Origin of the sequence: Streptomyces sp. NPDC127097 (assembly GCF_042724075.1) — a bacterium.
Lineage (GTDB): Bacteria > Actinomycetota > Actinomycetes > Streptomycetales > Streptomycetaceae > Streptomyces.
In genome coordinates, this window is the sequence record NZ_JBHXFI010000002.1 from 202,504 (window position 1) to 226,836 (window position 24,333).

The 24,333-nt window shown below is 69.2% G+C and carries 24 protein-coding genes and 5 pseudogenes; 16 read left to right on the forward strand and 13 right to left on the reverse strand.

Annotation, left to right across the window (positions count from 1 at the left end; genetic code table 11):
- Positions 1-36 precede the first annotated feature (36 nt).
- From ACFWJW_RS02810 to ACFWJW_RS02830, 5 genes are all read left to right on the forward strand, one after another.
- Positions 37-2,895, forward strand: a complete 2,859-nt coding sequence (locus ACFWJW_RS02810) for an ATP-binding protein (RefSeq protein ID WP_387233918.1) — start codon at positions 37-39, stop codon at positions 2,893-2,895.
- A gap of 338 nt (positions 2,896-3,233) precedes the next feature.
- Positions 3,234-3,608, forward strand: a complete 375-nt coding sequence (locus ACFWJW_RS02815; RefSeq protein ID WP_387233921.1) for a hypothetical protein — start codon at positions 3,234-3,236, stop codon at positions 3,606-3,608.
- Between the two features lie 72 nt (positions 3,609-3,680).
- Positions 3,681-4,370, forward strand: coding sequence for a hypothetical protein (locus ACFWJW_RS02820; protein WP_387233924.1), 690 nt, complete (start codon positions 3,681-3,683; stop codon positions 4,368-4,370).
- A gap of 28 nt (positions 4,371-4,398) precedes the next feature.
- The gene (locus ACFWJW_RS02825) at positions 4,399-4,782 is read left to right on the forward strand and encodes a hypothetical protein (RefSeq protein WP_387233927.1); all 384 of its coding nucleotides are present in this window, start codon (positions 4,399-4,401) and stop codon (positions 4,780-4,782) included.
- A 43-nt stretch (positions 4,783-4,825) separates the two neighbouring features.
- Complete coding sequence (locus ACFWJW_RS02830; RefSeq protein WP_387233929.1) at positions 4,826-5,221, forward strand: hypothetical protein; 396 nt, start codon at positions 4,826-4,828, stop codon at positions 5,219-5,221.
- 318 nt (positions 5,222-5,539) lie between these two features.
- On the opposite strand, the gene ACFWJW_RS02835 is transcribed toward ACFWJW_RS02830, so the two are convergent.
- The 3 genes and pseudogenes from ACFWJW_RS02835 to ACFWJW_RS02845 all read right to left on the reverse strand — a co-directional run.
- On the reverse strand, positions 5,540-6,205 hold the full coding sequence (locus ACFWJW_RS02835) for a TetR/AcrR family transcriptional regulator (protein WP_387233932.1): 666 nt from the start codon (positions 6,203-6,205) through the stop codon (positions 5,540-5,542).
- A gap of 14 nt (positions 6,206-6,219) precedes the next feature.
- Positions 6,220-6,978, reverse strand: a complete 759-nt coding sequence (locus ACFWJW_RS02840) for an SDR family oxidoreductase (protein ID WP_387233934.1) — start codon at positions 6,976-6,978, stop codon at positions 6,220-6,222.
- Between the two features lie 69 nt (positions 6,979-7,047).
- Positions 7,048-7,340 (reverse strand): annotated as a pseudogene (locus tag ACFWJW_RS02845) (MFS transporter); the annotation flags it as partial.
- 132 nt (positions 7,341-7,472) lie between these two features.
- On the opposite strand from ACFWJW_RS02845, the gene ACFWJW_RS02850 reads away from it, so the two are divergent.
- The gene (locus ACFWJW_RS02850) at positions 7,473-7,772 is read left to right on the forward strand and encodes a DUF6506 family protein (RefSeq protein ID WP_387233937.1); all 300 of its coding nucleotides are present in this window, start codon (positions 7,473-7,475) and stop codon (positions 7,770-7,772) included.
- Between the two features lie 91 nt (positions 7,773-7,863).
- Here ACFWJW_RS02850 and ACFWJW_RS02855 read toward each other — a convergent pair.
- Together ACFWJW_RS02855 and ACFWJW_RS02860 are read right to left on the reverse strand one after the other, a co-directional pair.
- Positions 7,864-8,392 (reverse strand): annotated as a pseudogene (locus ACFWJW_RS02855) (DUF488 family protein).
- A gap of 163 nt (positions 8,393-8,555) precedes the next feature.
- Positions 8,556-8,987, reverse strand: a pseudogene (locus ACFWJW_RS02860) (alcohol dehydrogenase catalytic domain-containing protein); the annotation flags it as partial.
- A 389-nt stretch (positions 8,988-9,376) separates the two neighbouring features.
- On the opposite strand from ACFWJW_RS02860, the gene ACFWJW_RS02865 reads away from it, so the two are divergent.
- From ACFWJW_RS02865 to ACFWJW_RS02875, 3 genes and pseudogenes are all read left to right on the forward strand, one after another.
- Positions 9,377-10,267, forward strand: a complete 891-nt coding sequence (locus ACFWJW_RS02865; RefSeq protein WP_387233940.1) for an SDR family oxidoreductase — start codon at positions 9,377-9,379, stop codon at positions 10,265-10,267.
- A 46-nt stretch (positions 10,268-10,313) separates the two neighbouring features.
- Positions 10,314-11,189 carry an SDR family oxidoreductase gene (locus ACFWJW_RS02870; RefSeq protein WP_387233943.1) on the forward strand — a complete coding sequence of 292 codons (876 nt, stop codon included), beginning with the start codon at positions 10,314-10,316 and terminating at the stop codon, positions 11,187-11,189.
- Positions 11,190-11,255: 66 nt separating this feature from the next.
- Positions 11,256-11,387, forward strand: a pseudogene (locus tag ACFWJW_RS02875) (DUF6328 family protein); the annotation flags it as partial.
- Here ACFWJW_RS02875 and ACFWJW_RS02880 read toward each other — a convergent pair.
- The 4 genes from ACFWJW_RS02880 to ACFWJW_RS02895 are packed head-to-tail and all read right to left on the reverse strand — an operon-like array spanning position 11,388 to position 14,181.
- The gene (locus ACFWJW_RS02880; RefSeq protein WP_387233946.1) at positions 11,388-12,158 is read right to left on the reverse strand and encodes a 2OG-Fe dioxygenase family protein; all 771 of its coding nucleotides are present in this window, start codon (positions 12,156-12,158) and stop codon (positions 11,388-11,390) included.
- Between the two features lie 34 nt (positions 12,159-12,192).
- Complete coding sequence (locus tag ACFWJW_RS02885) at positions 12,193-13,254, reverse strand: iron-containing redox enzyme family protein (RefSeq protein WP_387233950.1); 1,062 nt, start codon at positions 13,252-13,254, stop codon at positions 12,193-12,195.
- Positions 13,251-13,445: a CDGSH iron-sulfur domain-containing protein gene (locus ACFWJW_RS02890; RefSeq protein ID WP_387233952.1), complete on the reverse strand. Its 195-nt coding sequence runs from the start codon at positions 13,443-13,445 to the stop codon at positions 13,251-13,253. Before ACFWJW_RS02890 ends, ACFWJW_RS02885 begins: the two co-directional genes overlap by 4 nt.
- Positions 13,446-13,500: 55 nt before the next feature.
- On the reverse strand, positions 13,501-14,181 hold the full coding sequence (locus ACFWJW_RS02895; protein ID WP_387233955.1) for a HemK2/MTQ2 family protein methyltransferase: 681 nt from the start codon (positions 14,179-14,181) through the stop codon (positions 13,501-13,503).
- 706 nt (positions 14,182-14,887) lie between these two features.
- Here ACFWJW_RS02895 and ACFWJW_RS02900 point away from each other — a divergent pair.
- Together ACFWJW_RS02900 and ACFWJW_RS02905 are read left to right on the forward strand one after the other, a co-directional pair.
- Entirely contained in the window at positions 14,888-16,165 is a 1,278-nt protein-coding gene (locus ACFWJW_RS02900) for a molybdopterin-dependent oxidoreductase (protein ID WP_387234373.1), read from the forward strand.
- Positions 16,162-16,680 (forward strand): hypothetical protein, encoded by a 519-nt coding sequence (locus tag ACFWJW_RS02905; RefSeq protein ID WP_387233958.1) that lies wholly within the window; start codon positions 16,162-16,164, stop codon positions 16,678-16,680. The genes ACFWJW_RS02900 and ACFWJW_RS02905 overlap by 4 nt, the downstream gene beginning before the upstream one ends.
- 319 nt (positions 16,681-16,999) lie before the next feature.
- Here the strand turns inward: ACFWJW_RS02905 and ACFWJW_RS02910 are convergent, their stop codons facing one another.
- Positions 17,000-18,385: a hypothetical protein gene (locus tag ACFWJW_RS02910; RefSeq protein ID WP_387234376.1), complete on the reverse strand. Its 1,386-nt coding sequence runs from the start codon at positions 18,383-18,385 to the stop codon at positions 17,000-17,002.
- Between the two features lie 256 nt (positions 18,386-18,641).
- On the opposite strand from ACFWJW_RS02910, the pseudogene ACFWJW_RS02915 reads away from it, so the two are divergent.
- The 3 genes and pseudogenes from ACFWJW_RS02915 to ACFWJW_RS02925 form a co-directional block, all read left to right on the forward strand.
- Positions 18,642-19,085: pseudogene (locus ACFWJW_RS02915) on the forward strand (NAD-dependent epimerase/dehydratase family protein); the annotation flags it as partial.
- 80 nt (positions 19,086-19,165) lie between these two features.
- Positions 19,166-19,894, forward strand: a complete 729-nt coding sequence (locus ACFWJW_RS02920; RefSeq protein ID WP_387233960.1) for a glycosyltransferase family 2 protein — start codon at positions 19,166-19,168, stop codon at positions 19,892-19,894.
- On the forward strand, positions 19,891-20,535 hold the full coding sequence (locus ACFWJW_RS02925) for a DUF2064 domain-containing protein (RefSeq protein WP_387233964.1): 645 nt from the start codon (positions 19,891-19,893) through the stop codon (positions 20,533-20,535). The genes ACFWJW_RS02920 and ACFWJW_RS02925 overlap by 4 nt, the downstream gene beginning before the upstream one ends.
- Before the next feature lie 173 nt (positions 20,536-20,708).
- Here ACFWJW_RS02925 and ACFWJW_RS02930 read toward each other — a convergent pair whose 3' ends face one another.
- On the reverse strand, positions 20,709-21,470 hold the full coding sequence (locus ACFWJW_RS02930) for a class I SAM-dependent methyltransferase (protein ID WP_387233967.1): 762 nt from the start codon (positions 21,468-21,470) through the stop codon (positions 20,709-20,711).
- A gap of 162 nt (positions 21,471-21,632) precedes the next feature.
- On the opposite strand from ACFWJW_RS02930, the gene ACFWJW_RS02935 reads away from it, so the two are divergent.
- Positions 21,633-21,917 carry a UDP binding domain-containing protein gene (locus tag ACFWJW_RS02935; protein ID WP_387233970.1) on the forward strand — a complete coding sequence of 95 codons (285 nt, stop codon included), beginning with the start codon at positions 21,633-21,635 and terminating at the stop codon, positions 21,915-21,917.
- A 168-nt stretch (positions 21,918-22,085) separates the two neighbouring features.
- On the opposite strand, the gene ACFWJW_RS02940 is transcribed toward ACFWJW_RS02935, so the two are convergent.
- A complete protein-coding gene (locus ACFWJW_RS02940) occupies positions 22,086-22,511 on the reverse strand; it encodes a hypothetical protein (RefSeq protein WP_387233973.1) in 426 nt (141 codons plus the stop codon).
- 128 nt (positions 22,512-22,639) lie between these two features.
- Positions 22,640-22,975, reverse strand: coding sequence for a hypothetical protein (locus ACFWJW_RS02945; protein WP_387233976.1), 336 nt, complete (start codon positions 22,973-22,975; stop codon positions 22,640-22,642).
- Between the two features lie 263 nt (positions 22,976-23,238).
- Here ACFWJW_RS02945 and ACFWJW_RS02950 point away from each other — a divergent pair, with 263 nt between their 5' ends.
- Complete coding sequence (locus ACFWJW_RS02950; RefSeq protein WP_387233979.1) at positions 23,239-24,231, forward strand: phospholipase; 993 nt, start codon at positions 23,239-23,241, stop codon at positions 24,229-24,231.
- The last annotated feature ends 102 nt before the right edge of the window (positions 24,232-24,333 follow it).

Here is a 24,333-nt window from a genome sequence, read left to right on the forward strand (position 1 = left end):
GGGGACCGACGTCCGTCCGCCGCGTGGGGGAGCATGATGACTGATCGAGGGCACTGGCCGCTGGTCGGACGGGACGCCGAGATGGCTTCGTTGGAGGCGGTGGCCGGCCAGGTGCTGACGGGGGGCCGGCCCCGAGTGGTGCAGATCGAAGGGCCCGCCGGCATCGGGAAGTCGGCGCTGCTGAGCGCCTGGCGGCGGCGGGACGACAGGTTCCGTGTGCTGCGGGCCCGCTGCCATCAGCTGGAACGGGAGAGCGCCTTCGCAGCGGTCCGGCAGCTGTTCCAGCCCGTCGTCGGCTCGGCCGGCGAAGGGGCGGGGGCGGGGGACGGCGGGGCATCCGCGCCGCAGGTCCTGGATGCCGCGGCGCCGTCGGATCCGGCGGCGTACGGGCCCGATGCCATGGCCGCCGCCTTGGACGGGCTCGACGGGCTCGCCCAGCGGCTCGCCGCCCGGCAGCCCCTTCTGTTGGTCGTCGACGAGTTGCAGTGGATCGACCCGTCGTCGCTGCGCTGGCTCGTGCGATTGGTGCGGCACGTGCAGCCATGTCGGGTACTGGTAGCGGTGATCACTCCCACCGCTGAGTTCCGCAGGCCCGATCCGCTGCTCGCAGAGCTCCTCCACCCCTCGCACTGCCACACGATCGGCCTGGGGCCCCTCGGCGTTGTGGACGTGCGAAGGCTGGCACAGATGGTGTGGGAGGGGACGGACCCCGATCCGTCGTTCTGCGCGGCCTGCCATGCCTCCACGGGTGGTCACCCGATGTTCCTGCATGCCCTGCTGTACCACGCCCAGCTCAGCGGTCTGCGGCCCACTGCCGAGTGCCAGGACCGGATCCGCACCGTCTCCCTGCCCACCCTCAGGAGGGAGATACGCCACCGGCTGTCCCAGGGGGCCCCGGAGGCGGTGGAACTGGCGCAGGCGGTGGCCCTGCTGGGCGACGGCAGACCCCGGTCCTTGCTCGCCGCGTACTGCGGGAGGGGGGAGGCGGTGGTACGGGCGGTGGCCTGGGACCTGCGGGGGACTGGCCTGTTACGGGCGGACGGCGAACTCGGTTTCGTCCATCCGGTGGTGCGCGACACCGTCCTCGAGACGATGTGTCCCGACGAACTCAGCCGCGGGCACGCCCGCGCCGCCCAGGTGTCGTACTTCGGCGGACGGCCCGACGAAGAGGTGGCCGAACACCTCCTGGCAGCTGATCCGGTGCAGGGCGCCTGGGCCGTTCCGGTCCTGCGCGGGGCGGCCCGCGAGGCGCTGCGCCGCGGCGCACCGGAGCGGGCCGCCGGCTATCTGCGCTGCGCCCTGCGCCAGCCGCCGCAGACCGGGGAACGCGGCCCCGTCCTGCTGCAACTGGCCGCCGTCACCAGTTGCTACAACGCCGACCATGCCGGGTCGTATGTGTCCGGCGCCCTGGAGTCGCTGACCAACGACACCGACCGTCGTGCCGCACTGGGACTGTTGACCTCCCTCCTGCTGCTGGCCCCCGGATCGGGAACCGCGCTCGCCGCGGTGGACCGTCTGATGATGGACGGGATGCAGGCGGACGGTCGTGGTGCGGAGAGCGAACTGGCCCTGAGCGTGGCGATGTTGCAGTCGCTGCTGGAAGGGGAGCGGCCCACCGACCGTCCTGCGACGCCGGCGGTCGACGTCGACCAGCTGCTCGGCCGCACACCGGGCGAGCGCCAACTCCTCGCCCTGCACGCGTTCCGTGCCCTCCGGGCCGGGCGCCCGGCGTCCTACGTCGGCACGCTCCTCGACCGCGCCGCGGGGACCCTGCCGGTCCTGTCGCACGAGACGTTCCCCCTGCACTGCTTCGTCGCCCTGACCCTGCTGCACCTCGACGAACTCGACCGGGCGGACCGGTGGCGCTCCCAACTCGCCCAGGGAATCGAGGGGAGGGGGAGGGATCTGCTGGCGGGCGCGATGGCGGCCTATCAGGCGGCGTCGGCCCTGCGCAGGGGGGACGTCACGGAGGCGCTCGCCATGGCGCGGCAGGCGCTGCGCCCGGCGCGTGCCGCCGGACGGGTTCCGTACGCGACGACCCTCGACGCCATCAGGATCGACGCACTGCTGGCACAGGGCGACATCGACGCGGCGGAACGGGTGGCGCTCGCCCGCTCCGGGGAGGGGCCGGGTAAAGGGGCCTGGGAGCCACCGTTATTCCTGATGAGCTCGGCGGCGCTGCGCACCGCCCAGGGAGACGCCCGTGCGGCACTCTCCCTGCTCCACGAGTGCGGCCATCACCTCGACGCCTCGGGGACGGTCAACCCGGCTGTCTGCCCGTGGCGCTCCCGGGCCGCCGCCCTGCATCTCGCGCTGGGAGAGGCCGACGCGGCCCGGGAACTCGTCGAGGAGGAACTCGACCTGGCGCGGCAGTGCCGGATCCCACGCGCCATCGGCGTGGCCCTGCGCATGGCGGGGAAGGCGGCGACCGGAGCGCGCCGCCTCGCCCTGCTGGACGAAGCGGTGGAGGTGCTCACGCCGACCCCGGCACGGCTCGAACTCTCGCGGGCCCTGCACGACCTGGGCGTGGCCTCGATGCACCGCGGCGACACGGCCGGCGCACGCAGCGCGCTGCGGAAGGGCCTGGTGCTGGCGACCGAGTGCGGTGCCACGGTGCTCGCGACGCGTTTGCGGCAACGGTTGCACGACGCCGGCGGGCGGGCCGGGAGGGACGAGACCGGTCTGCTCACTCCCGGTGAGGAGCGCGTCAGCACGCTGGCCGCCCAGGGCCACAGCAACAAGGAGATAGCCGAGCGGCTCTTCGTCTCCCTGCGGACCGTGGAGGCCCGTCTCACCGGCGCCTACCGCAAGTTGGGGATCTCAAGGCGAAGTCAACTGGCCGCCGCGATGGCGTCGTTCGCTCCGGGGCGGGGTGAGCGGACGACCCACGGCTGACCGACGATGCCCCCGCGCCAAAGCCCCACCCATATGGGTGGGGCTTTGGCGCGGGTGAAGGGAAGTCGGACAAGGCCGAGGCGCTTTGCTCTCATCGGTGCAGGTCGTGGTTCGCGGTGGCGTTCCCCAGGGTTGTGCGACTCGGAATCTGCGGTTCCACAGACTGTTCCCAGCGGTTTTCCACACGGATTTCCTGAACGACCGAAGCCTTTGCTCCTCGCTGTTCCGGGGGAGTTGTCCGCTGGCTTTACTTACCTCTGACGAAGGGCGTGCCGGTCTCGGTCGAGCAACGAACGGCGTCGCCTTCCGTGGTAATTCCGAGAAAGGATCGAACCATCATGAAGAGGCGCAACAGGGCCGTACTCGGCCTGGTCATCGCGGCTGGCGCATGCCTGCCACTGGGTGTTTTCGCCACCTCGGCATCCGCCGCTTCGGGCACGAACGTCCAGATCCGGCAGAACGCCGCAATCGCCGCCACCACCTGCTACACGTTCGTGGGCGCGGAGGACAAGAACTACTGCCACTACTCGCGCCCCATAGGCGATGTGGTCACGGTGGGCATCCCGCCGAACACCACGCAGGTCCTGATCGACCTGAAGACCTTCCCCTGGGAATCTCCGGCGGACAGCATCACCGTGAACCCCGACAAGAACCGCTGCGTCGAGGTGAGCGGCACCGCCTTCAACGCGAAGCTCCTGGAAACCGGCTGCTGAATCCGGTAGGCGCCGGAGCAACCGAAACTTCCAAGAAATCGGCTCGCGTTGCCGAGAAAGTGAGAACGTTTGATGACCCTTCCCTACCGGGCAGCAATCGCCGTCGCGGTGTCCGTCATGGCACTGGCCATGGCCATGCCGACGGCGTCCGCAGCAACCCCCCAAGACGTCAACGGCCATACCGACAACTGGCTGAACGAGGGCAGTGCAACCGTCACGTACGACAACGGCTCCACGCTGACCAGGCAGTCCGACGTCCTGGAGGCACTCCAGCAGTGCAGCGAGCTGTCCGTCTCGTGTGCCCCGACGACCACCGAGGACGCCGGCCAGATCACCAAGTGGTACGACGCGGAGAACACGGATCTGAACACCGGGCCGATCGAGAATTGCAGCCCGAACGGAAACGACATCACCCAGACCATCACCGCTGGCCACTCCTTCTCCTGGGGGTGGAACATCGGCGCCAGCGTCGATGTGACCGTCGTCAAGGACAGGCTGGGAATCGGGGCCAGTGCGGGATTCTCGCAGTCCAGCACGGAAACCAGCACGGGTGCCGTCGGAATCACCGTGAAGCCCGGCCAGAAGGGCATGCTGAAGCTGGGCTACGACATGGACCGCAAGGTCACCAACGTGTCGATCCAGGGCGGAAAGTTCGGCGGTGCGCAGATCACCGGTCTCCGCACCGAAACGCCCCTCCCGGGCGGCAAGCGCGTGGGTCAGGACATCGTCCCGTGCGACCAGAAGTTGATGAACGGACGCTGAATTCCCTCGCCATCAGAAAGGACACCCCGTGCGTAAGACAAAGCGGTCCATGGCCTATAGCGCCGCCACGCTGTTGCTCGCCCTCGGCGGCACAGCCGTCACGGCTGCGCCCGCCTCGGCCGATTCCGCCGGCCACATAGGTTTCCACAACAGCGGCTGGTTCCTCGTCAAGACCTGCTACAAGTGGGAGGGGTCCACCACTCCGGACAGTTGCGACGACAACAAGGCCATCGGCACGGACTGGGGAGTGGGCATTCCCGCCGATGCAACGGGAGTACGGCTCACCGTACTCGTCCACGGACAGGCGATCGGCGACCTCGAAGCCCCGCAGATCACCGACCTGAAGAGCAATCACTGCTACGAGTTCAGTGGTTACACGTGGGGCCCGTCCCTCACCGAGAAGCAGTGCTAATCCCCTCCACAACGAGGACAGGGACGAGGAAGGAAAAATCAGCGTGCGCGCAATCAAGAAGTCGATGATGCACGGTGCCGCAGTCGTGGGCCTGGCCCTGGCCGGCACTCTCACCGCGGCACCGACCGCATCCGCCAGCTCGGACAACTACATCCAGTTCAGCAACAACTCGGGCTTCCTGGTCGACACCTGCTATCAGTGGCAGGGGCCGGACGGCATCGAGAGCAAGAACTACTGCCACACGTCCAAGCCGGTCGGCCAGACGTGGAAGGCATACTTCCCCGCCGAGGCGACGGGTGCCACCGCGACCGTCACCTTCGCCATGGGCAACGGCGGCGCCAAGGAGTACCTGTACCACCTCGACGCCAACAGCAACCACTGCTACCGGACCACCGGGCTGTGGCCGAACGGTGGGGAGGTGCTCCACACCAACTGCTGAGTGCCGGGCCGGGGCCTGCCGACACCCCCTGGGCAGGCCCCGCGCCCCGCGCGTTCAGACCGTACGGGGTGCCTCGTCCCGGTGCCCGCGACGGACGACCTCGGCCGCCGCTGCACGGGAGCACCTCCCAACCGTGGTAGCAGCGGGCCGCCTCCAGGAGCAGGTCGGGATCCACTGGAACTCGACGGCCTGGCTTGCTGCCTGGCTCGGGCGTGGGCGGCTCCGCCAGGAGAGGTTGAGCGGGCTGCTCCCGGAGCTCGCCGATGCGGCAAGCGAAGCGTCGGCTCTGCCGGACACGTCCGGCGGAAACATGCCGGGTCACCCGGCCGGAGCGTTCCACAGCTCCCGGAGTTCCGCCCAGTCCGGTGCAGGACCCGGCAGGGCGGCGGGTGAGTCGGCGGCAGAGGTGCGCAACCCCCGGAGAACCAGGTCGAGATAGCGCATGTGCAGTGCGGTGGCACGCGCGCCAGGGACGGGGAGCCTGGCCGTGAGGTGTTCGAGCAGCAGCGGCAGGTCGGCGGAGGTGAAGTCGGCACGCAGCACGCCGGCTCGATGAGCGGGCCCCACCAGGGCCTCGAAGGCGGTCCTCAACCGGTCGGATGCGGCGTCGACTTCCTCGGTGGCCGGTAGCCGGCCGCCGAGCACCGGAAGCAGCGGAGTGCCGAGGCCCTGGGCGGACAGCGCGTCGCGCAGGAAGCGGGCGAAGGCCGCCCAGGGCTCCTTCTCCTCGGCGAGAGCCGTGTGCACCAGAGCGACCAGCTGTTCCATGCCCACGATCCTCATCCGCTGGGCCAGTTGCTCCTTGCTGGGATAGCGGCGGTAGAGACTACCCATGCCGATCCCGGCCCGGCGGGCGATCTCGGAGACCGGGGCCTCCCACCCCTGTTCCGCGAAGACCTCGCGCGCGGCTTGCATGAGGCGGATGTCGTTGTGGTCCGCTTCCCGCCGTCGGCCGCGCGGTGCACCGGTTTTTTTGTCACCCATGACCACTGACTCCTCTACATGCGGGCCACGCCGTGGCCTCCGTCGATGGTGAGGACCTCGCCGGTGACGAAGCCCGCCTGGTCACCGGCGAGCATCGCGATCGCTCGGGCCACGTCCTCAGGCTCGGCCACTCGTCCCAAGGGGGTGCGCTCCGCGAGCCGCTGCTGGACCTCCTGCGGCATATGGGCGCTGGCCTCGGTGCGCACAAAGCCTGGCGCCACGACGTTGACGTTGACGCCGAGCGGGCCGGCCTCGAAGGCGACGAAGCGGGCGAAGGTGTTCAGGGCGGCCTTGGCGGTGCCGTGCGCAGCCATGCCCGGGGCGGGCGGGCCATCGGCGACGGCGCTGGAGACGTACACGATCCGGCCCTGCCCTCGGGCGCCCATGATCGCCAACGTCTGCTGGGTGAGGGTGTAGGCGGAAGCGAGTTCGTCCGTCACCTTCGCCTTGAAGTCATCCCAGGCAAGATCCCGGATCGGGGTGGGCGCGAAGCGGGCACCGGCGTTGCAGACAAGCACGTCCAGGTATCCGTCGACTGCGGAGCGCCGCACCAGTTCCGCCGCCTGGCTCGGGTCGAACACGTCAGCCTGCACGGCGAAAGCTTCTCCGCCGTCGGCCTCGATGGCTGCGACCACCTTCTCGGCCGCGTCCCGGTTCGAGAAGTAGTTGACGGCCACCCGGTATCCGCGAGAAGCGAGTTCGCGCGAGGTCGCCGCACCTATCCCCCGACTGCCGCCGGTAACGAGGGCAGTGGGTCGGGTTGTCGACGTCATGGAATCTCCGGTGTTTATCGAACAGCGTCTGGGCAGATCGTACCCGAACGGAGCGGAGCGCTCCGTTCAAACAATGCCCGAGGCCACGACACCGATGTTCCGTCCGCGTTCGGCAGGCGGCGAAACCGACGCGGCGTAGGCCACCGTGGTCCGCACCACGACAGCGAACAGCCCAGCCGCCGCGGTCCCTGCGAACGCCATCCATGCGGCTGGCTGCCGAGGCAGTCAGGATCATGCCCACTGCGGATCGACGGGTGCGCGGCGATGAGTCGGCGCCTGTTGGCGACCGCATTGCCAAGCGGCACCAGTAGCAGCAGCCCTGCCAGATAGCCGAACTGGCCAGTCGCGGTGATCCACCCGGTGAAGCGTCTGCCTTCAGCCGGTGCCGCATCGGGGTGAGGCGCGGATCACACGCGGGTTACGCCCGATCCGGGACGTTCTCACCCTGTTTCTGTTTGGCTGGTGGCTTCGACGGTCACAGGGGGTCTGCACGCATGGCGCTCACACACTGGGGATTCATCTACACGGCGGCCGGGAGCGCCGCAGGCGGCGACTTCAACGTCGTGGACACCGGCACGTGCCGCACTGTCCTCGTCGGCGTGGAGAAGCCCGATCAGGGCCTTGACGCCGCGCGTCGCCTGGTGGACGAGGGCGTGCAGCTGATTGAACTGTGCGGAGGATTCGGTCCTGTTTGGGCCGGGCGCATCATCGAGGCGATCGACGGGGCAGTCCCCGTGGGCACGGTTGGCTACGGTCCTGAAGCAGTCGACCAGGTGCACGCAATCTTCTCCTGATCATGAATGGGAGATCGTCGTTGGCTGTCCAGGACGTCTGCGGGTATGGCCGGAGGTATGCGTCTGTGTCTCGGCCGAACCGGCGGAGCTGTCAGACAGCGGCGGCTGCGGTGTCGTCGTAGACGAGCAGGCCGTCGTGACGCAGCCGCAGCCCCGGGGTCGGCCGGTGGGGCACAAGCCGCTTGTCGTGCATCAGGTGTTGCACGGTGGCGAAGTCGGCGATCAGGCGCCGGTGACAGCGCCACCAGACCGCCTCACTGCACATCACCGTGGTCCGGGAATCCAAGGCTTCGTCGAGCAGTTGGTCCAAAGCGGCCACGAAGGCGGGCTCACGCATGTAGGCGGCATAGCCCCTGAACGAGGCGTTGCGCCAGACGACGTCCGGGGAGTTGGCTGGTGCTTTGCGGAACCCCCCCCAGATCTGGTTCCCAGCGGTAGTCAATGCCCGCCTCCGGCATCCAGCGAGCGAGGCTGCTGCGGGCCAGGTGGGGGTTGCGCCGGCTGCCGGGCCCAATCCGTACGTCCACCACCGATGTCACGTTCGCCCATTGCAGCAGCTCGATCAGCTGCTGCCGATCTGCGGTGCTGTGGCCGAATGTGAGCAGCTCGGACTTACGCATCCGGCCGCGAAATATCGCCGAGCCGCATAGCAGACACGTCCGCCCCGCCGCCCTCCCAGTCGATCACATCGACGCCATGCTCCACGGCGCCCGCCTCTCACTTGCGGTAATCGGCCCTCCGCCTGACCCACCAGTCGTTCCCGGAGGCCGCCCCACAAGGCCGCAGGGTGTCACCGAACGGCACGCGTAGGAACTCGGCCTGGCCGCCGGGGACTTGGCCGTAGAGCGTGGTGAACCCGAAGAGAGAGGCCCCCATGCCGCGGTCGGTGACCTGAGTGGTCTCGCACGGGGAGTGCAGGCCGCGTTGACACATCCAGTACGTGCCGCAGGAGACATTGAAGGGGACCACCACCCGGTCTCCCACCGCCACGTCGGTGACCTCGCTGCCGACCTCCTCAACGATGCCTATGGGCTCGTGGCCGAGCACGTCACCTGGGTCGAGGTAGGGACTGAAGGCTTCGTACAGGTGCAAATCCGAACCGCAGATGCCGGTGGAGGTGACGCGCACGATGATGTCGGTCGGTTCCTGGATCGTCGGATCCGGGACGGTCTCCACACGCACGTCACGCCTGCCGTGCCAGGTCAGAGCCCTCATGGCCACTCCCCACGACGTCTCCCGCTCCGGTGCTCCCTTCCACCATGCGCCTGACGGAATGGGCGCGCAGTTCCGGCTCCCGGAGCCTGTCGGCTGTGAGTGGGCCGGGCTGAGGTGCGAAGGGTCCTGATGGCCCGCAGCCTGGAGGTACGGCGCTCGCGACTGAGGCCCGAAGAGCGCCGTCGAGAGCGCGATGGCGAAGGGCGGGCTCGCCATGGACGAGGAGGGCATGAGGCACAAGGGTCGGAGCCCGGCGTATCGCGTCGCGTCTGCGCCACCTGGTTCGACGCGCGGACCTTTGGGCGCGCTCGCTGCATTATGTGCGCTTCTGCGGGCACCCGGGAGCGGGCGCAGGCACGCCGGGAAAGCCCACTCACAGGAGGTCCGACATGGCAGACGAAGATCCGACCCCTCGCGATCCCGTCACCAAGCACCCGCAGCCTGAATTCCCGCAACAGGACCAGAGCCCTCCGGGGTGGACGGGGCCGATGGATCCGCCGCCCGATCACGGGGAGGATTCCTACCGGGGGAGTGGTCTCCTGGAAGGGCGGAAAACGCTGCTCACCGGAGGCGATTCCGGCATTGGCCGGGCCGTTGCGCTGGCGTTCGCGCGAGAAGGCGCGGACGTGATGTTCACCCATCTTCCCGAGGAAGAGGAAGAAGCGGCAGAGACCACCCGGCTCGTCACGGAAGCGGGCCGCAAGGCCGTTCCGGTTTCCTGCGACATCCGGGAAGAGGAACAGTGCCGACTGCTGGTCGAGGGCGCGGTGGCGGAGTTCGGCCGGATCGACATCCTGGTGAATAACGCGGCCTACCAGATGTCCCAGCCAGATGGGATTCAGGACATCACCACCGAGCAGTTCGACCGGGTGATGCGCACCAACATCTACGGGATGTTCTGGCTCTCCAAAATGGCACTGCCGCACATTCCCAAGGGCGGTTCCATCATCAATTCCGCTTCCGTCCAGGCTTACAAACCCAGTCCGCACCTGCTCGACTATGCGACTACGAAGGGGGCTATCGTCACGTTTACGCAGGGGCTGGCGCAGATGCTGGCCTCTGACGATATCCGCGTGAACGCGGTGGCACCCGGGCCGGTGTGGACGCCGCTGATCCCAGCGACGTTGCCGGACACCGCCAACTTCGGCAAGCAAGCCCCCCTGGGGCGGCCGGCCCAGCCGGCGGAGATGGCGCCCGCCTACGTCTTTCTCGCCTCCTCGCGCGCCAGCTACATCACCGCCGAGATCGTCAACGCCACCGGTGGAACTCCATTGCCTTGAGCGATCGGGGCGATCAGGGAGCCGTGATATCGGAGGGAGTAGGGATGTGACCCGTCAGCCGCTCTCGGGCCGGATCGCGGTAGTGACCGGGGCAGCCCGCGGGCTGGGGGCCTGTATGGCGGACTCCCTCGTCCACCGCGGCGCGACGGTGGCGCTCGTCGGGCTGGAAGAGGGCGAACTCGCGCGGGTCGCGGCGTCGTCCCCCGGTCGCGTCCATTACTGGCTCGCTGATGTAACCGATGGCGCGGCCCTGGCGGAAACCGCCGCCAGGATTCAAAAAGACCTTGGGCCGCCTTCCGTGGTGGTCGGCAACGCAGGTGTGGCCACGGTTTGCTCCTTCCTGCGCTCCGATCCGGCCGTATGGCGCCGCGTCATCGAGGTCAACCTCATCGGCAGCTCCCTCACGGCACGTGCCTTCCTGCCCGGCCTACTCGCCACGCAGGGGTACTACCTACAGATGGCTTCGCTCGCCAGCTTCACCGCCGCCCCCTTGATGTCGGCTTATTGCGCTTCGAAGGCGGGCGTCGAAGCATTCGCGCAAGCCCTCCGCGTCGAGGTGGCTCATCGCGGCGTGGACGTGGGAATTGCCTACCTGAGCTGGGCGGATACGGAGCTCATCGATGCCGTTGCGCTGACGGAACTCCGCACACGAATGCCATGGCCGGCGAAGAAGGTCCATAGCCCGCAGGCGGTCGCGGACCGGCTGGTCCGCGGCGTGGAGAGGAGGGCACCTGCCATCTACGCCCAGCCGTGGGTGCGCGCCGCGCAGGCTCTACGGGGCGGACTTCCCGCCTTCGTCGCGCACTGGTTCCGCAAAGAGCTGCCGAGCCTGGAAAGCCATGGCGGCAGTGCGGAGACCGGGTTGATAGGGGCCGGGGGCCGGGCGGACCATGCGCAGGCCCCCTACCGTGACGGCGCGTGATGTCCACGTGCGAAGCAGAGCCGGCGTTGCGGCACACCTACGTGCTGTTGAGGAGGCGGAGGACAAATGAATTCGCTGGGCCCACGGCAGACATCTGATGGACGCCATGAGTCGGTAGAAGAATGTGCCGACCGACGCTGGAACGAGATGCTCCAGGAAGTCCGCGTCACCCAGACCGGTGTGCAGATCCTCTTCGGCTCAGGCCGGTGTAAGCGTGGTCACCAGTACGTCCCGGTGCGCAGGTCGAGCCGGGTCCAGCGGACGGATCGGTGACACGCCGTGCAGAGTGCTGCGATCGTCCGACAGCAGCAGGGTGGCGGGCTCCTCCAGAGTCGTCGACAGCAGCTCGGCCCCGTCCGCCGTGACGACGGTGCTCCGGCCTCCGATCGCATTGCTTCGGCCGACCAGCAAGGAACTGACCAGCGTCACTCCGTCACGGTGGCGCCCCTCCGGGGTCGGCTGTCCTTCACCGTCGGCCGCGGCGACGACACGGAAAGGGTGCACTTTTACGATCCAGTCCGGGGCGGAGTCGAGGGCGCCCGCGACATGGCCGAGCAGTGACACGACCGAGCGAAGCAGCGGGTCTGCCGCAAAGGCGTTGGTGAGCGGATCAAAGTGACGGACGACGTCGACGTAGAGGGGGTTGCTACGGTCCGGCTGGACGAACGGGCAGTGCGGCAACTGGGAGAGGTCACCGGTGGCGGGTGTGAGCGAGAACCGTCCGTAACGGCGCAGACGGCATGTGCCCCGTTCGGACGCGTACCGGTCCTGTGACAGGTCCTCCCAGTGCATGGCGAAGCGCGACCACTCCTCCTCGCCGCCGGCAAGGTGTGCTCTCACGGTGGCTGCCGCCATCACATGGACCCCGTTCAAAGACACGTGCTCGCGCGCTTCCACCACGGCGGGCCGCGACTCCTGGGAGAGCGCGCTTCCCGTCGCGTCGCTGAAGTTTTCGCCGGTCTCGTCCATGCCCGCCTCCTGATCCTTCTCTGGCGGAAGGCCCTCAGCCCCCACCCACTCCGCTTGGTTTTGGCTCGCGGCGTCCGGGGGCCACGAGCGGCAACGGGGCCGGCAGCGCACTGCGCTCCTCCCGCCAGGCGGCGAGGAGATATCTGGTGAGCCGACCCTCCAAGAATCCAGTGGCACCGATGCCGAAGGCGACATCGGGTTCGAGGTCCGGCTCGTCCTTCAGCAGACCCTCGACCACCTCTCTGCGGACGATTTGTTCATGGACCGCGTCGGCTTCGACGTGTTCGTCGTAGAACCTCTCCGCCGCGGCCCCGGCGCCGGTGCGGCGCATGGTCTCTGCCAGGCGTCGTGACCCTGGCGGCGAGGTCACCTCGACCGTGGCGAAGTGACCGATCAGCGCCCCGCGCAGCGACCGATGGAGTCCCAGCAGAGACATGAGGTTGACGATGGCTAGTGTCTCCGCGGGCGCCAGGTCGACGTAGTGTCCGTAGGCGGTTTCCAGGGCGAGGTCTGCCATGAGGTCGGCGAAGAGCTGCGCGTGGATGTTCTCGGCGCGTCCTGCACCGAACTCGTCGAATTCGATGGCCGCCATCCCGGCCTTGGCACGGCCCCGCAGGCGGGGGAGGACCCAGGCGTGCGGGTCTGCTTCCTTGAGGTGGTACAGCGAGCGGAGGGCCGCGTACTCCCGCAGTTGCCACAGCCGGCCGGCGCGCTTCAAGTAGTGGCTGATGCTGCTGTCGTCGTCGCCGGCGGGCTCGGTCAGTAGCCCGGCCATCGCCTCCCGCGCGCCGAGCGCCGGGACGTCGGCACGCAGGGTCCGGAGGAACTCCTCCTCCAGGTGGCGCCGCACCACCAGCAGTTCGGGGGCCCATTCATGGTCGTCGTCCACGTGGTCGAAGCCCTGATAGTGCAGTTCGTACAGCACGTAGAGGGCGAGCTGGGGATCAGCCCCGTATGGGTCCTTGCGCTGGATCTCCTCCCGGGTCGGCAAGGTGCCCTCCCCGGTGCGGAGCCACGAGATCACTGCGTCGGACAGGCAGCCGCGCGGTCGCGGAAGCTGCGGCCGGGACCGGGCGGCTCCGAGGTCGGCCTTCATCGCTGGTCTCCTTCGGCGGTCCGGTCCGCAGCAGGGCAGCCGGTGTCTTCGGCGGCATCGGAGGTGGGCTTCGAGCGCTGACGGTGGCTGGTGTCGCACCAGGGGTAGCTGCGGCTGCGCCGGCACATGCAGATCGCGACGGTGAAGCGTCGGGAGACGGCTACCGCACCGTCCTCACCCACCACTTCCACGGGGCCCTCCACCAGGAGCGGACCGTTACGGACGAGAGTGATGCGGCGTGGCCGCTCAGGAGTTCTCGGCACGGATGATCACCAATTCTTCCGTCTCCTGGACCCGGTCCAGCAAGCCTTGGCGCCGCAGCCAGGCCAAGCGGGAGCGCAGGACCGGGCCGAACGGTATGACCGCGCGGTCGCTGACCGCCGCCCGTAGCCCTGCGGAGGTCAGTCGCTCCAAGGAGTCCTCGATGCCACACAGTCCGGAATGAACCATGAGCAGCACGCCGCGTGGGCGGAGCGCGCGCGGCGCGGCCTCGCAGATGCGGTCGACGAGCAGCCGGCCGTCGCTTCCCGCGTCCCAGGCCCGCGCCGGCCCCCGGGGAGCCTGATTGCCAGGGGCGGGGACGTAAGGCGGGTTGCTGACGAGTATGTCGAAAGAGCGGTCACCGACAGCTGCGGTCAGATCACCGCGACGCACGGTGACGCGCTGCCGGGAGAGCCAGGCGTTGATCCTTGTGGAGAGCACTGCCCGCCAGGAGATGTCGACGGCGGTGACCAGAGCGCCACGCCGGGCCGCTTCCACCGCGAGGGCCCCACTTCCCGAGCCGAGGTCCAGGAGCTCGGTGCCTGCTCCCACCCCTTCGCGGTACAAGGCTCGCAACAGGAGCCGTGTGTCGTGCTGCGGGAGATACACGCCGGGGAGTGCGACCAGCGGCCGCAGTGCGGGGAGCGTGACTGGCCACGTGCTCATATGGCACCTCCGCCCCGAACGAACATCTGGATGGACCACGCGTCCTCTCCAGCCTGCTGGCTGTCCGAGGTCCCGACCACCCGAGCGGCGATGCCCGGCCGCTGAGAAGCGGTGCGGTCAGGCGTCGGCCATCATCTCTTCCCGCAGGTGCGCGCAAACATGGGTGATGAGGCGACGAGCGCCGCCCACAGGCCGGCGGCTGACCGCTGGCAAGCCGCTTCCTGACTCTCGGCCTGGGATGGAGTCGATCAGCTGGTGGGATGAGCGGGATCTTTCATGATCCACGCTCCGCCGGAGCAAGCCGGCTGCGCGGTGAGCATACTCAGCACTCCTCCCGCCGCGGCTTTGCGCTCGCGGTTCCCGCCGGCAGCAGCCGTGGCCAGGGCGTCGGCCCACCACAGGTCGGCATGGGGCCGAAAGAGTTCCGCAATGTGCGGCAAAGGATGAATTGAGCATCGAGCTGCATACGGTGGGTTCTGGGCGGCGATCATGTCGCACCGGCCACCGTGAGGGGATCGATGTGGAGGGTAGCGACCGTGAGGGCGAGCCCCGGCGTGCCAGGCCGCAGCGACAGCCTGACAAGGCAGCCGACAGCAGCCCGCCACCCCGAGGGAGCTCCGCACATCGACGGGCCGCCGGCGCCTCCCCACTCACCGAAAAGGCTGCCAAGCCCCGTGCCGGTCGTCGTCGGCGCCTCGCCGCAAAGCTGAACACTCCGCCGCCGGGCCCCACACGGCCGGGCTTCTGGCGCAGTCCGTTGCGGGGACCGTGGCTGACGTCGGTGTTCGGGCTGATCCTCCTGGTCGGCATCACCGTGCTGTTCGTGACCGGACTGCTGTCCTACGCCGCGTACAACCCGAACCTGGCACCGGGCAATGACAAGACGCCGGGGAAGGGCTGGCTCGGCTTCTATCTGTTCTCCTGGCCGACCAGCCCGTACTGGCTCTACCGCCTCACCCAGGGAATCCACGTGACGCTGGGCGTGGTGCTGATCCCGATCCTGCTGGCGAAGCTCTGGTCGGTCGTCCCCAAGCTGTTCACCTGGCCGCCGGTGCGTTCACTGAGTCATGCACTGGAGCGGCTCTCGTTGCTGCTCCTCGTGGGCGGGGCACTGTTCGAATTCGTCACCGGTGTGCTCAACATCCAGCTCCACTACATCTTCCCCGGGTCCTTCTACACCCTGCACTTCTACGGCGCCTGGGTCTTCATCGGCGCCTTCGTCGTCCACGTCGCCTTCCGGATTCCCACCATGGCAAGGGCGCTGCGCGGCCGTAGCTTCCGCGGCGTCGTGCGTACCCCCGCCGCACGCACGACGCCCGAAGCGGCGGATGACACCGGCCTGGTGACGCCCCACCCCGCGCCGCCCACGATGTCGCGGCGGGGCGCGCTCGGCCTGGTGGGTGCCGGCTCGCTGGCACTGCTCGTCGTGACGGCCGGGCAAAGCATCGGCGGGGCCCTGCGCAAGACCGCGCTGCTGGCACCGCACGGGCAGGAGCCAGGAAAGGGCCCCAATGGCTTTCAGATCAACAAGACCGCGGCGGAGGTGGGTATCCGTGCCCGCGACATCGGGCCTGACTGGCGCCTGGTCGTACGCGGCCCCGGCCGGGAGCGGATCTTCACCCGCGCGCAGGTGCTGGCGCTGCCGCAGCACACGGCAGCCCTGCCGATCGCCTGCGTGGAGGGCTGGTCCACCGACGACCAGCACTGGAGCGGGGTACGGTTGTCCGACCTGGCAGCCCTGGTCGGACAGCGGCAGAGCCCTCCCGGTGTCTTCGTCGAGTCCGCCCAGCGCGGAGGAGCCTTCAGCTCCACCCACCTGCGCGACAACCAGGTGCGTGACCCCAGGTCACTGCTCGCCCTGCGGGTCAATGGCGCGGACCTCTCCCCGGACCACGGCTATCCGGCGCGGATCATCGTCCCGGCCAACCCCGGTGTGCACAACACCAAGTGGGTCACTCGCCTCACCTTCGGAGCAGCACAGTGAAGGGCTTCCGCACCCGCTACGGCGCCTCCCCCCTGCACCTCTTGCTCGTGCTGTGTTCCTTCGCGCTGGCCGCCTACGCGGGACTCCGGTTGCTGAACGGAGACACGCTCGGCGTCGTCCTCTGGTTCGTGGGCGCCGCGCTCCTGCACGACTTGGTTTTTCTCCCCCTCTACACCGTCACCGACCGAGTGGTGCAATGCGTCTTCCGGCGCAGAAGGGAGGCGACGGACCAGTCGCCCTCGCTGACGGGCCGGATCAACTACCTCCGCGTGCCCGCCTTCGTGGCGCTCCTACTGCACCTCGTCTGGTATCCGCTCATCCTGAACCGGGTCCCGGGCTTCACCTCGTACACCGGACTACCGGCCGATGTGTTCTGGGGCCGCTGGCTGCTGATCACGGCTGCCCTCTTCGCAGCCTCCGCGGTGTGTTTGCTGGTCACCATGTGGCGTGCGCATCCGCCCCGGCCGAGAGCGCACGAAGCCCCTCCGAAGGCGCCCGGCCGACACCAGGCGTAACCAAGGCCGCCAGTTCCGGGAAAGGGCCGGCAGGACGTCGACGAACGGTTGCGTGTGCGGTTCGATGACGGCCGTGGCCGCCTTGGCATGCCCTTCCCCTGGGCCCGTGTCGGCGTTGCCGCGTTGCGTCGCACGGCAGCGGTCACCGGGTGGCAGCCGGGCGAACACTGGTCGGTCGGTGACCGCCACTTCCTGGAGCTGAAGCGGTCCGCCGGCTCTCGCCCAGCACACACGAGACACCAAGGCTGAGGGAAGTTGCGGCAGCGGGCACTGCGTTGCCGGATGGCGGCTCCCGCTCCGGACCCAGGCCGCGCAGCCGTCACCAGCCGGTCAGCAAAAGATGGTTGACGAGGAGGGCGAGGACGGCCTGGGCGGCCAGCCACCGGGCATGAGCCCGGTGTGGGAGCAGCGCGCAGGCGGGGAGCAGCCAGACCGCGAAGGTCAGCCAGATCCGTTCGGTCTCTGCCTTGCTCATTCCGGACAGATCCGCGAGCAGCATCATGCACAACGCCGCAGCGACCAGCACCGACAGTGCACCACGCCCGGCCGGTGACCTACGCCGCATCCCTCGCACGGCCGGCCGCAGAGGTCCGGCGGCCCGGCACAGACCCGCGACCGTGGCCAGGCCCACTGTCAGCACCTGAGCGGCCAGGTTGCCCCAGATGAAGTAGCCGTATGGGCGGACCTTGGCGGCGCCCTGGTAGTAGCGCTCGACGAGGGTCGCGTAGCCGTCGAGCCACCAGAATCCGGCGGCGGTGAAGGCCGCCACCCACGGCAGCACTCCCAGGACCACCAACGGAAGGGGGCGGGCAGACCGGGCGAGGAGGAGGACGGCGGCACCGAGCACGACCAGGACTGTCAGGCCGTAGGAGAGGTACCAGGCAAGCCCCATGAGCAGACCGGCGCCCACAGCCGCGAGGCCGGGCAGGCGCGTGGTGCGGGTGGCCGCCAGCGCGAGCAGCGCCACCGCCCAGGCGGAGACACCGGCGAAATAGCCGTCGGCACTGACACCGATCCACACCGCCGCGGGGGCCAGCACCAGGAACGGGGCCGCTCGCCGGGCCAGTTGCTCACCACACAGCGCTCGCACGGTCACCACGACCGCGGCCGCGAACGACGAACCGACGGTGATGCACCAGGCTGCCGCCCAGGCGCCGCCGGCCAACCCGATACGGTCCAGGCCGACGAACGTCAGCAGTGCGCCGGGCGGGTGGCCGGCCACATGCGCCGGCCAGATGTGGGGCGAGCCGACCAGGATGTGATTCGTGAAGTCCCGGAGGAAAGCGGGCACATCGTGCACGTCGTTCACCGATTGCAGGTATTCCAAACCGGTGGTCAGCCGCTCGGCGACGCCACGCCCCCAACCGTCCACGAGCGCCAGCGACCACGTCCATGCCATTGCCGCGCCCCAGACAGCCGGCACCAGCGCCCGCCACGACAGGCGCCGCGCAGTCGGCGGGCCGTAGACCACCACCAGCGCGGCGACGGCGAGAGCCGCCGGCGTCCCCGGACCGACATGCGGCAGCCACCACGCATACAGCGGAGGCCACCCCAGCCGCAGAATCCCCTCCGAACCGTAAACGGTCCGGTTGAGGAGTCTTCCGATGAGCACCGCCAGCGCAAACAGCACGACCGCGGCCACCACCGCCCACACATCGCGTCGGCACTCGCGTCGGCCCTCCCGCTTCTGCGCACTCGTCGTCACCGCGTGAGCCGGGAAGGCTGACCGTTCGTTGACGCGGGCATCCTTACGGTTCGACACAGCGGATCACATCGTTCGCGGTATGGGCGGCTCGCTCCGGCCGACGGTGTTCTCCTCATCGTGGTGGCCCGGCGGCCGAGCCGGCGGCAGCGGCACGATCGGTCGCCGACGACCACCCCGACAGCCGAACAGGCCGCCGCGGCGCGAGCCGGTGGGCTTCGGCGGATCGCGGCCCGCGCGGGCTTCGGCCTGCTGGAGTTCGATGGGGGTCTACGGAGAAGGGCGCTACGAGTGCCCGGGGCACGGTGTCGTACGGCCGGGGCCGCGCACGGTGGCCGACTTGGAGGCAGGACGTTTTGAACCGCCCTGCCCGAGGTGTGGTGAGTCGCTCGCGCCCGGCCTGGTGGCCGAGGCTGCCCCGCTTGATCCGCGCAACGTCTATGCCGCCACCAAGCTCGCGCAGGAGCACCTTGCCTTCGCGTGGGCGCGCGCCGTCGGCGGGCGGGTGGCCGCGTTGCGCTACCACAACGTGTACGGGCCCGGGATGCCGCGTGACACCCCGTACGCCGGCGTCGCCGCGCTGTTCCGGTCCGCGCTGGAGCGCGGTGAGGCACCGCGGGTGTTCGAGGACGGTGCCCAGCGGCGGGACTTCGTCCATGTCAGGGACGTGTCCCGGGCCAACCTCGCGGCGCTGGACGGTCTGCCCAGCGTCAGAGGATGTCAGCGACCGATAAGTGCCCTTCTGCGCCCCTATATCTCCATTGTCTCCGTAGGGTGAGTGGCATGACCGAGACATCCCCTTCTTCGGCTTCTCCTGTGGACGTGGTGCTGCCCTGCCTCGACGAGGCCGAGGCCCTGCCGTGGGTGCTGGGCCGAATCCCCTCGGGCTGGCGCGCGATCGTCGTCGACAACGGCTCCGTCGACAGCTCGGCGGACATCGCCCGCGCCCTCGGGGCGTATGTCGTCCACGAGCCGCGACGCGGCTTCGGCGCCGCCTGCCACACGGGCCTGACCGCCGCCACCGCCGACGTCGTCTGCTTCTGCGACTGCGACGCCTCCCTCGATCCCGCACTTCTGCCCGCTGTCGGCGGGCCCGTCCTCGACGGTTCCACCGACCTTGTACTGGGCCGCCGCAGGCCCGTTACACGCCGCGCCTGGCCACTGCACGCCCGCCTGGCCAACCTGGAGCTGGCCCGCCTGATCCGCCGGCGTACCGGACTACCGCTGCACGACCTGGGCCCGATGCGCGCCGCCCGCCGCCAGGCCCTGCTCGCTCTGGACCTGACCGACCGACGCTCCGGCTACCCGCTCCAGATGGTGGTCCGCGCCGCCGATGCAGGCTGGCGCGTGGCGGAGACGGATGTGCCGTATCACCCGCGCACCGGCCGCTCGAAGGTCACCGGTACCTGGCGGGGCACGTGGCAGGCGGTACGGGACATGCGCGCCGTCCTTGCCGAGCGGCCCGTCACCGACCGGGTGTCCGTGGCGACCACCCCAGGAACCGGGCGATGAGTGCCCGGCTTACGGACACGCTGCTGGTCATCGCCAAAGAACCGGTGCCGGGGCGGGTCAAGACACGGCTCACCCCGCCCTACACCCCCCGGGAGGCGGCTGCTCTGGCCGAGGCAGCCCTTGCCGACACCCTGCACACGGTGCTCGGGGCCCCCGTCCGGCGCCGAGTCCTTGTTCTCGACGGTGTTCCCGGCCCCTGGCTGCCGCCCGGATTCGACATCGTGCCCCAGGGCGCCGGCGGCCTGGACGAGCGGATCGCGGCCGCCTTTGGCCACTGTGACCGTGGTCCGGCACTCCTGGTCGGGATGGATACCCCCCAACTGACCACGGACCTGCTTGCGGGTGTCGGCCGGGACGGCACCGATGCCTGGTTCGGGCCGGCCGCGGACGGCGGCTTCTGGGCGCTGGGTTTCGCCGACCCGGCGCGCGCCGCAGCCCTTGTGCGCGGCGTGCCGATGTCCACCGACCGCACTGGGGCGATCCAGCGGCGTCGACTTGCCGAAGCGGGGCTGAGCGTGAGCGACCTGCCGGTGCTGCGTGATGTGGACACCGCCGCCGACGCCGCCGAGGTCGCCGCCTGCTGCCCTCCCGGCTCACGCTTCACCACCACCCTGAACTCGCTGGCGGACGCCGGTCGGTGAGCGGCACGGCAAGCGGTAACGACTCAGGCCCTCGCCGGGTGGACCACGCGGACTGTGGCCCGAAGGTATCTGCAGAGCGTGGCGGTATGGCCTGTCCGACTCAACACGAGATCGCGCCCAAGCAGCTCGCGACGGCGTTGTCATCTTGGCCGTCGGGTGTGCGGCAGGCAAGGTCATGGGCGAAAGGCCACCAGCAGATCAACCAGGTAGGTCTCCTCGACCGCGTCATCAGGGAAGGCAGCGTTCAGCAGCCTGCGTTCACCGGCGAAGAACGTACGCGCACGAGCCTCGTCCAGGACGAGGAAGGCTGAGCGGCTGCCGATGTTGGCCAAGTGCATGTCGAGGGGGACCACCCGGGTCCAGCGCACCTGGCGGCGTGTGACCCGCAGACCCGTCAGGCCCGCCAGCCGGATGGCGTCGCTGTCGCCGGGGCGCGTGGCGGGCCTCAATTGCGTTCCGCCGCAGCGCGCGATGCGCTCGTGCTGGGCACGTATCCACGGAACGTCGAAGGCGGTGGTGTTCCACCAGATCGCCAGTGCACCGGCTGGGCTCAGGACACGCAGTGCTTCCGGGACGGAGCGGGTCGGATCGGTCCACTGCCAGGACTGCGCGTAGGCGATGAGGTCGCAGGAAGCGTCGCCCAGAGGCAAGGCATTGCCGTCTCCACGCACGACCAGCACCTCCGGAAGCGCCCTGCGGCACTCGCGGGCCATGGCCTCGCCGGGCTCGACGGCGATCACCTCGGCACCTCTCTCGCGCAGCAGCGCGGTGGCAATCCCGGTGCCCGCGCCGACATCGGCGACACGGGTACCGGCCAGGCGGTCACCGATGAGTTCCTCGATGGCATCGAAGAGCGCAGGCGGATACGAAGGCCGGCTGGCCGCGTACTGGGCGGCGGCCATATTGAACGAGTGTGCGCGGGAGATGGCTGTCATCTCCCCATCATCGAGCCGCAGTTGGGCAACAGGAGGCCGATCGCCACCAACTCGGCGATCACTTCCGGGCACAGCATTGGTGGGGCGCCCGATGGTCGAAGCGCGTCCCGATGAGCGACAGCCGAAGCGATGCCGGCCGGATGAGGACTATCTCCCTTCCAATTGCTCAACTTCGTCATCGAGGCCAACGACCTCCAGCCTCGGCGCGCCATCCAGCGCTTCAAGACCGAACTCGGCGGCCTCAAGGGACGCCGCATCGCCCTCCTGGGCATGACCTTCAAGGCGGGAACCGACGATCTCCGCGAAGCCCCCAGCGCGGTCATCGCCGCCCGACTGCTCGCGGAGAGTGCCGAGGTGCACTGCTGGGCCGGACCGGGGACTTGCAGCCGGTTGCGCCGACGTCACGGCGCTCCTGGCGTACGGCGGCCGTCGTGGCGATGGCCCTGACCGTGATGGCGGTTGGCTGCGGAGTGCCGGCGGTTGCCTCTCATCCCATCGGTCGGGTGTGCGGCAGCCTGATGGGGAACGGACGGGGCCCGGCCATCTGGCCGGGCCCTTGCCATACCGCTTTCGAGCCGGCGCCGGCGCCCAGTAGCTCCCGGGCGCGGGCGTCTGCTAGATGATGATCGGGTTCGCTTCCACGACGCAGCCCGATCCGATCACCACCAGCGTCTCCACCGGCACGGTGTCGAGAATCTTGCCGAAAAAGGCGACCGAGTCGGTGCAGTACAGCTGGGTCCGAGCGGTTTCGCTGGCGCGGAGCACGACCGGGCCATCCTTGGGGTAGGGGTATTTCTCGGAGTACGGGTCGGTCCGTACAGCCTTGTCGCAGCCCAGGCCGAGGCCGCTGGCTTCCGCCAGCCCCAGCTGCTTCGCCACCTCGTTGATCTTGTCTACGGGATAGCCGAGCGGGGGGTGTTTGAGATCGACCGTGCCCAGTGAGCATGCCCGTGCCGGGGTGCCTTCAGGGGCTGCCTCGGCAGGTGAGGCCAAGGCGATGGTGGCCAGGACGACGGAGGCGGCAGTAAGAGTCCTCTTCATGTTCCTGATGGTTGCCCGTACTAGGCCAATAGGGGTGGTCTTCAAGGCTTAAGCGCGAATTCTCCGCACTTCCTCGGTTTTTTGCGTGCTCCAGGGCCTGCTCAGGTCACCAGTAGTGCTTCGTCGGGTCAGGGCTGCGCTGGTGCTCCATGGCCGTCACCCTTGGAGGCGGCCTCCCGGATGAGCGGCTCGAACTCCCGCCGTACGTAGGCGTCGAACGGCTCCGTCAGCGCGCCGTCGATCACCCGCCGCACCCGGTGCTTCCCCGCGAACTCCTTGATCGCAGCGCGGGAATCCGGCTCCACACCTCCGCCAACGATCAGCACCCCGAACTCCTCGGTCCCCAACAGCTTTCGGGCCTCCTCGTCGGTGCTCACTCCCTCCGCGTCAAAGCCGTCCGCGCGCAGCGTGGCCAGCACCTCCGCCACCCTGGCGGGCGTTCTTCCCAGCACCAGCGTCCTCATGGCCGTTCCTCTCCGGTACATCAACATCGGCGTCCCCGAACTTAGAAGCTCAACGGCAGTGCCGTCGGCTCAACCACGGCGGCGGCCGGCAGGGCGGGGCGGCCGTGCACGGACCGCAGCCAATGATTACCCGCGAGTAACTTGGCGTAGGGTGCTGGCAGTTGCGGGCTGTTGGCCCGCCGGCTGTCTGTAGGGCAGACCGCTATCGCACGGCACAACGGGCTGCCACCACGCGTAGCCCGTGCAACGGAAAGGAACGCCTCATGGCCGCCCCACGTCGGCTTCGCGCCATACTGCTGCCGCTGACCCTGGTCGTCTCCGCAGCCACCCTGGGCACCGGAGCCGCAGTGGCCGTACCGGAGGACAAGCCCTCCGGGACCACGCCCAGTCCCACTGAGCAGCGCCCCACCTGGGCCATCGCCCACCGGGTGCTGACCACGGGCGGGGTGACCACGGCGCTCGCGAACGGGGCCAACGCGCTGGAGATGGACGCAACGGCCTGGCGCAAGGGCTGGTGGGCCGACCACGACGGTACTCTCACCAGCTACGGTGACACCATGTCGGCCATGTTCGACCAGGTGGCGAAGGAGCATGACGACGGGCGTCAGGTCTCCTTCGTCTGGCTGGACATGAAGAACCCCGACTGGTGCGACAGCAACGACCCCAAGTGGCTCCACTGCTCCGTGGCCGGGCTGCGGGACATGGCGCGCAAGAAGCTGGAGAGCAGGGGCATCCGGGTGCTCTACGGCTTCTACGGCAAGGAGGGCGGCAGTGGCTGGAAGAACGCCCTCGCTGACCTGAACTCCAAGGAGGCGGTCAGCTACAGCGGTGATTACGCGCAGGTCCGGGACGGCTTCGCCGAGCACGGGCCGAACGTCCCCGGCAATCAGCGTGTGATGGACAAGGGCGAGTTCAGCATGGCCTTGAAGTTCGGCAGCATCCGCAAGGAGCTGGAGGCCGGCAGGAAGGCCCGGGACGCCGGAGAGCTCGCGCAGACCGTCGGCTGGACGGTGGGCAAGGGCGACGGGGAGCGTGCCGCCACCCTGCTCGACTCCTCCGGCGGGAGCGCCGCCGTGGACAGCCTGATCTACGGCAACCGGATGTCGTGCTACCCGGACGGCGTCAGCGGCCCGAAGGGCTGCGGCACGGACGACAGCGCGGTGCGCGAGTCACTCTCGTACATCACCGACTATGTGAAGGCCCACCCGGACACCCGCCGGATGGCCACCTCCCGGGACATCCCCTTCGGCAGCTGACGCCCCGAGCTGCCCCGCCCGGCCCCGGGGTCCGTGTCAGCTCCGTCGCCGCCCAGCCGTGTCCGGGGACCGAGTCGTACGCGGCGGTCCCCGGACACGGCT

What these genes read in the sequence shown, in the direction of transcription:
- ACFWJW_RS02950 (WP_387233979.1), top strand. Translation starts at nt 23,239, where the DNA reads ATGGCCGCCCCACGTCGGCTTCGCGCCATACTGCTGCCGCTGACCCTG.
- ACFWJW_RS02925 (WP_387233964.1), top strand. Translation starts at nt 19,891, where the DNA reads ATGAGTGCCCGGCTTACGGACACGCTGCTGGTCATCGCCAAAGAACCG.
- ACFWJW_RS02815 (WP_387233921.1), top strand. Translation starts at nt 3,234, where the DNA reads ATGAAGAGGCGCAACAGGGCCGTACTCGGCCTGGTCATCGCGGCTGGC.
- ACFWJW_RS02810 (WP_387233918.1), top strand. Translation starts at nt 37, where the DNA reads ATGACTGATCGAGGGCACTGGCCGCTGGTCGGACGGGACGCCGAGATG.
- ACFWJW_RS02920 (WP_387233960.1), top strand. Translation starts at nt 19,166, where the DNA reads ATGACCGAGACATCCCCTTCTTCGGCTTCTCCTGTGGACGTGGTGCTG.
- ACFWJW_RS02840 (WP_387233934.1), bottom strand. Translation starts at nt 6,978, where the DNA reads ATGACGTCGACAACCCGACCCACTGCCCTCGTTACCGGCGGCAGTCGG.
- ACFWJW_RS02930 (WP_387233967.1), bottom strand. Translation starts at nt 21,470, where the DNA reads ATGACAGCCATCTCCCGCGCACACTCGTTCAATATGGCCGCCGCCCAG.
- ACFWJW_RS02885 (WP_387233950.1), bottom strand. Translation starts at nt 13,254, where the DNA reads ATGAAGGCCGACCTCGGAGCCGCCCGGTCCCGGCCGCAGCTTCCGCGA.
- ACFWJW_RS02895 (WP_387233955.1), bottom strand. Translation starts at nt 14,181, where the DNA reads ATGAGCACGTGGCCAGTCACGCTCCCCGCACTGCGGCCGCTGGTCGCA.
- ACFWJW_RS02835 (WP_387233932.1), bottom strand. Translation starts at nt 6,205, where the DNA reads ATGGGTGACAAAAAAACCGGTGCACCGCGCGGCCGACGGCGGGAAGCG.
- ACFWJW_RS02880 (WP_387233946.1), bottom strand. Translation starts at nt 12,158, where the DNA reads ATGGACGAGACCGGCGAAAACTTCAGCGACGCGACGGGAAGCGCGCTC.
- ACFWJW_RS02940 (WP_387233973.1), bottom strand. Translation starts at nt 22,511, where the DNA reads ATGAAGAGGACTCTTACTGCCGCCTCCGTCGTCCTGGCCACCATCGCC.
- ACFWJW_RS02945 (WP_387233976.1), bottom strand. Translation starts at nt 22,975, where the DNA reads ATGAGGACGCTGGTGCTGGGAAGAACGCCCGCCAGGGTGGCGGAGGTG.
- ACFWJW_RS02820 (WP_387233924.1), top strand. Translation starts at nt 3,681, where the DNA reads ATGACCCTTCCCTACCGGGCAGCAATCGCCGTCGCGGTGTCCGTCATG.
- ACFWJW_RS02865 (WP_387233940.1), top strand. Translation starts at nt 9,377, where the DNA reads ATGGCAGACGAAGATCCGACCCCTCGCGATCCCGTCACCAAGCACCCG.
- ACFWJW_RS02850 (WP_387233937.1), top strand. Translation starts at nt 7,473, where the DNA reads ATGGCGCTCACACACTGGGGATTCATCTACACGGCGGCCGGGAGCGCC.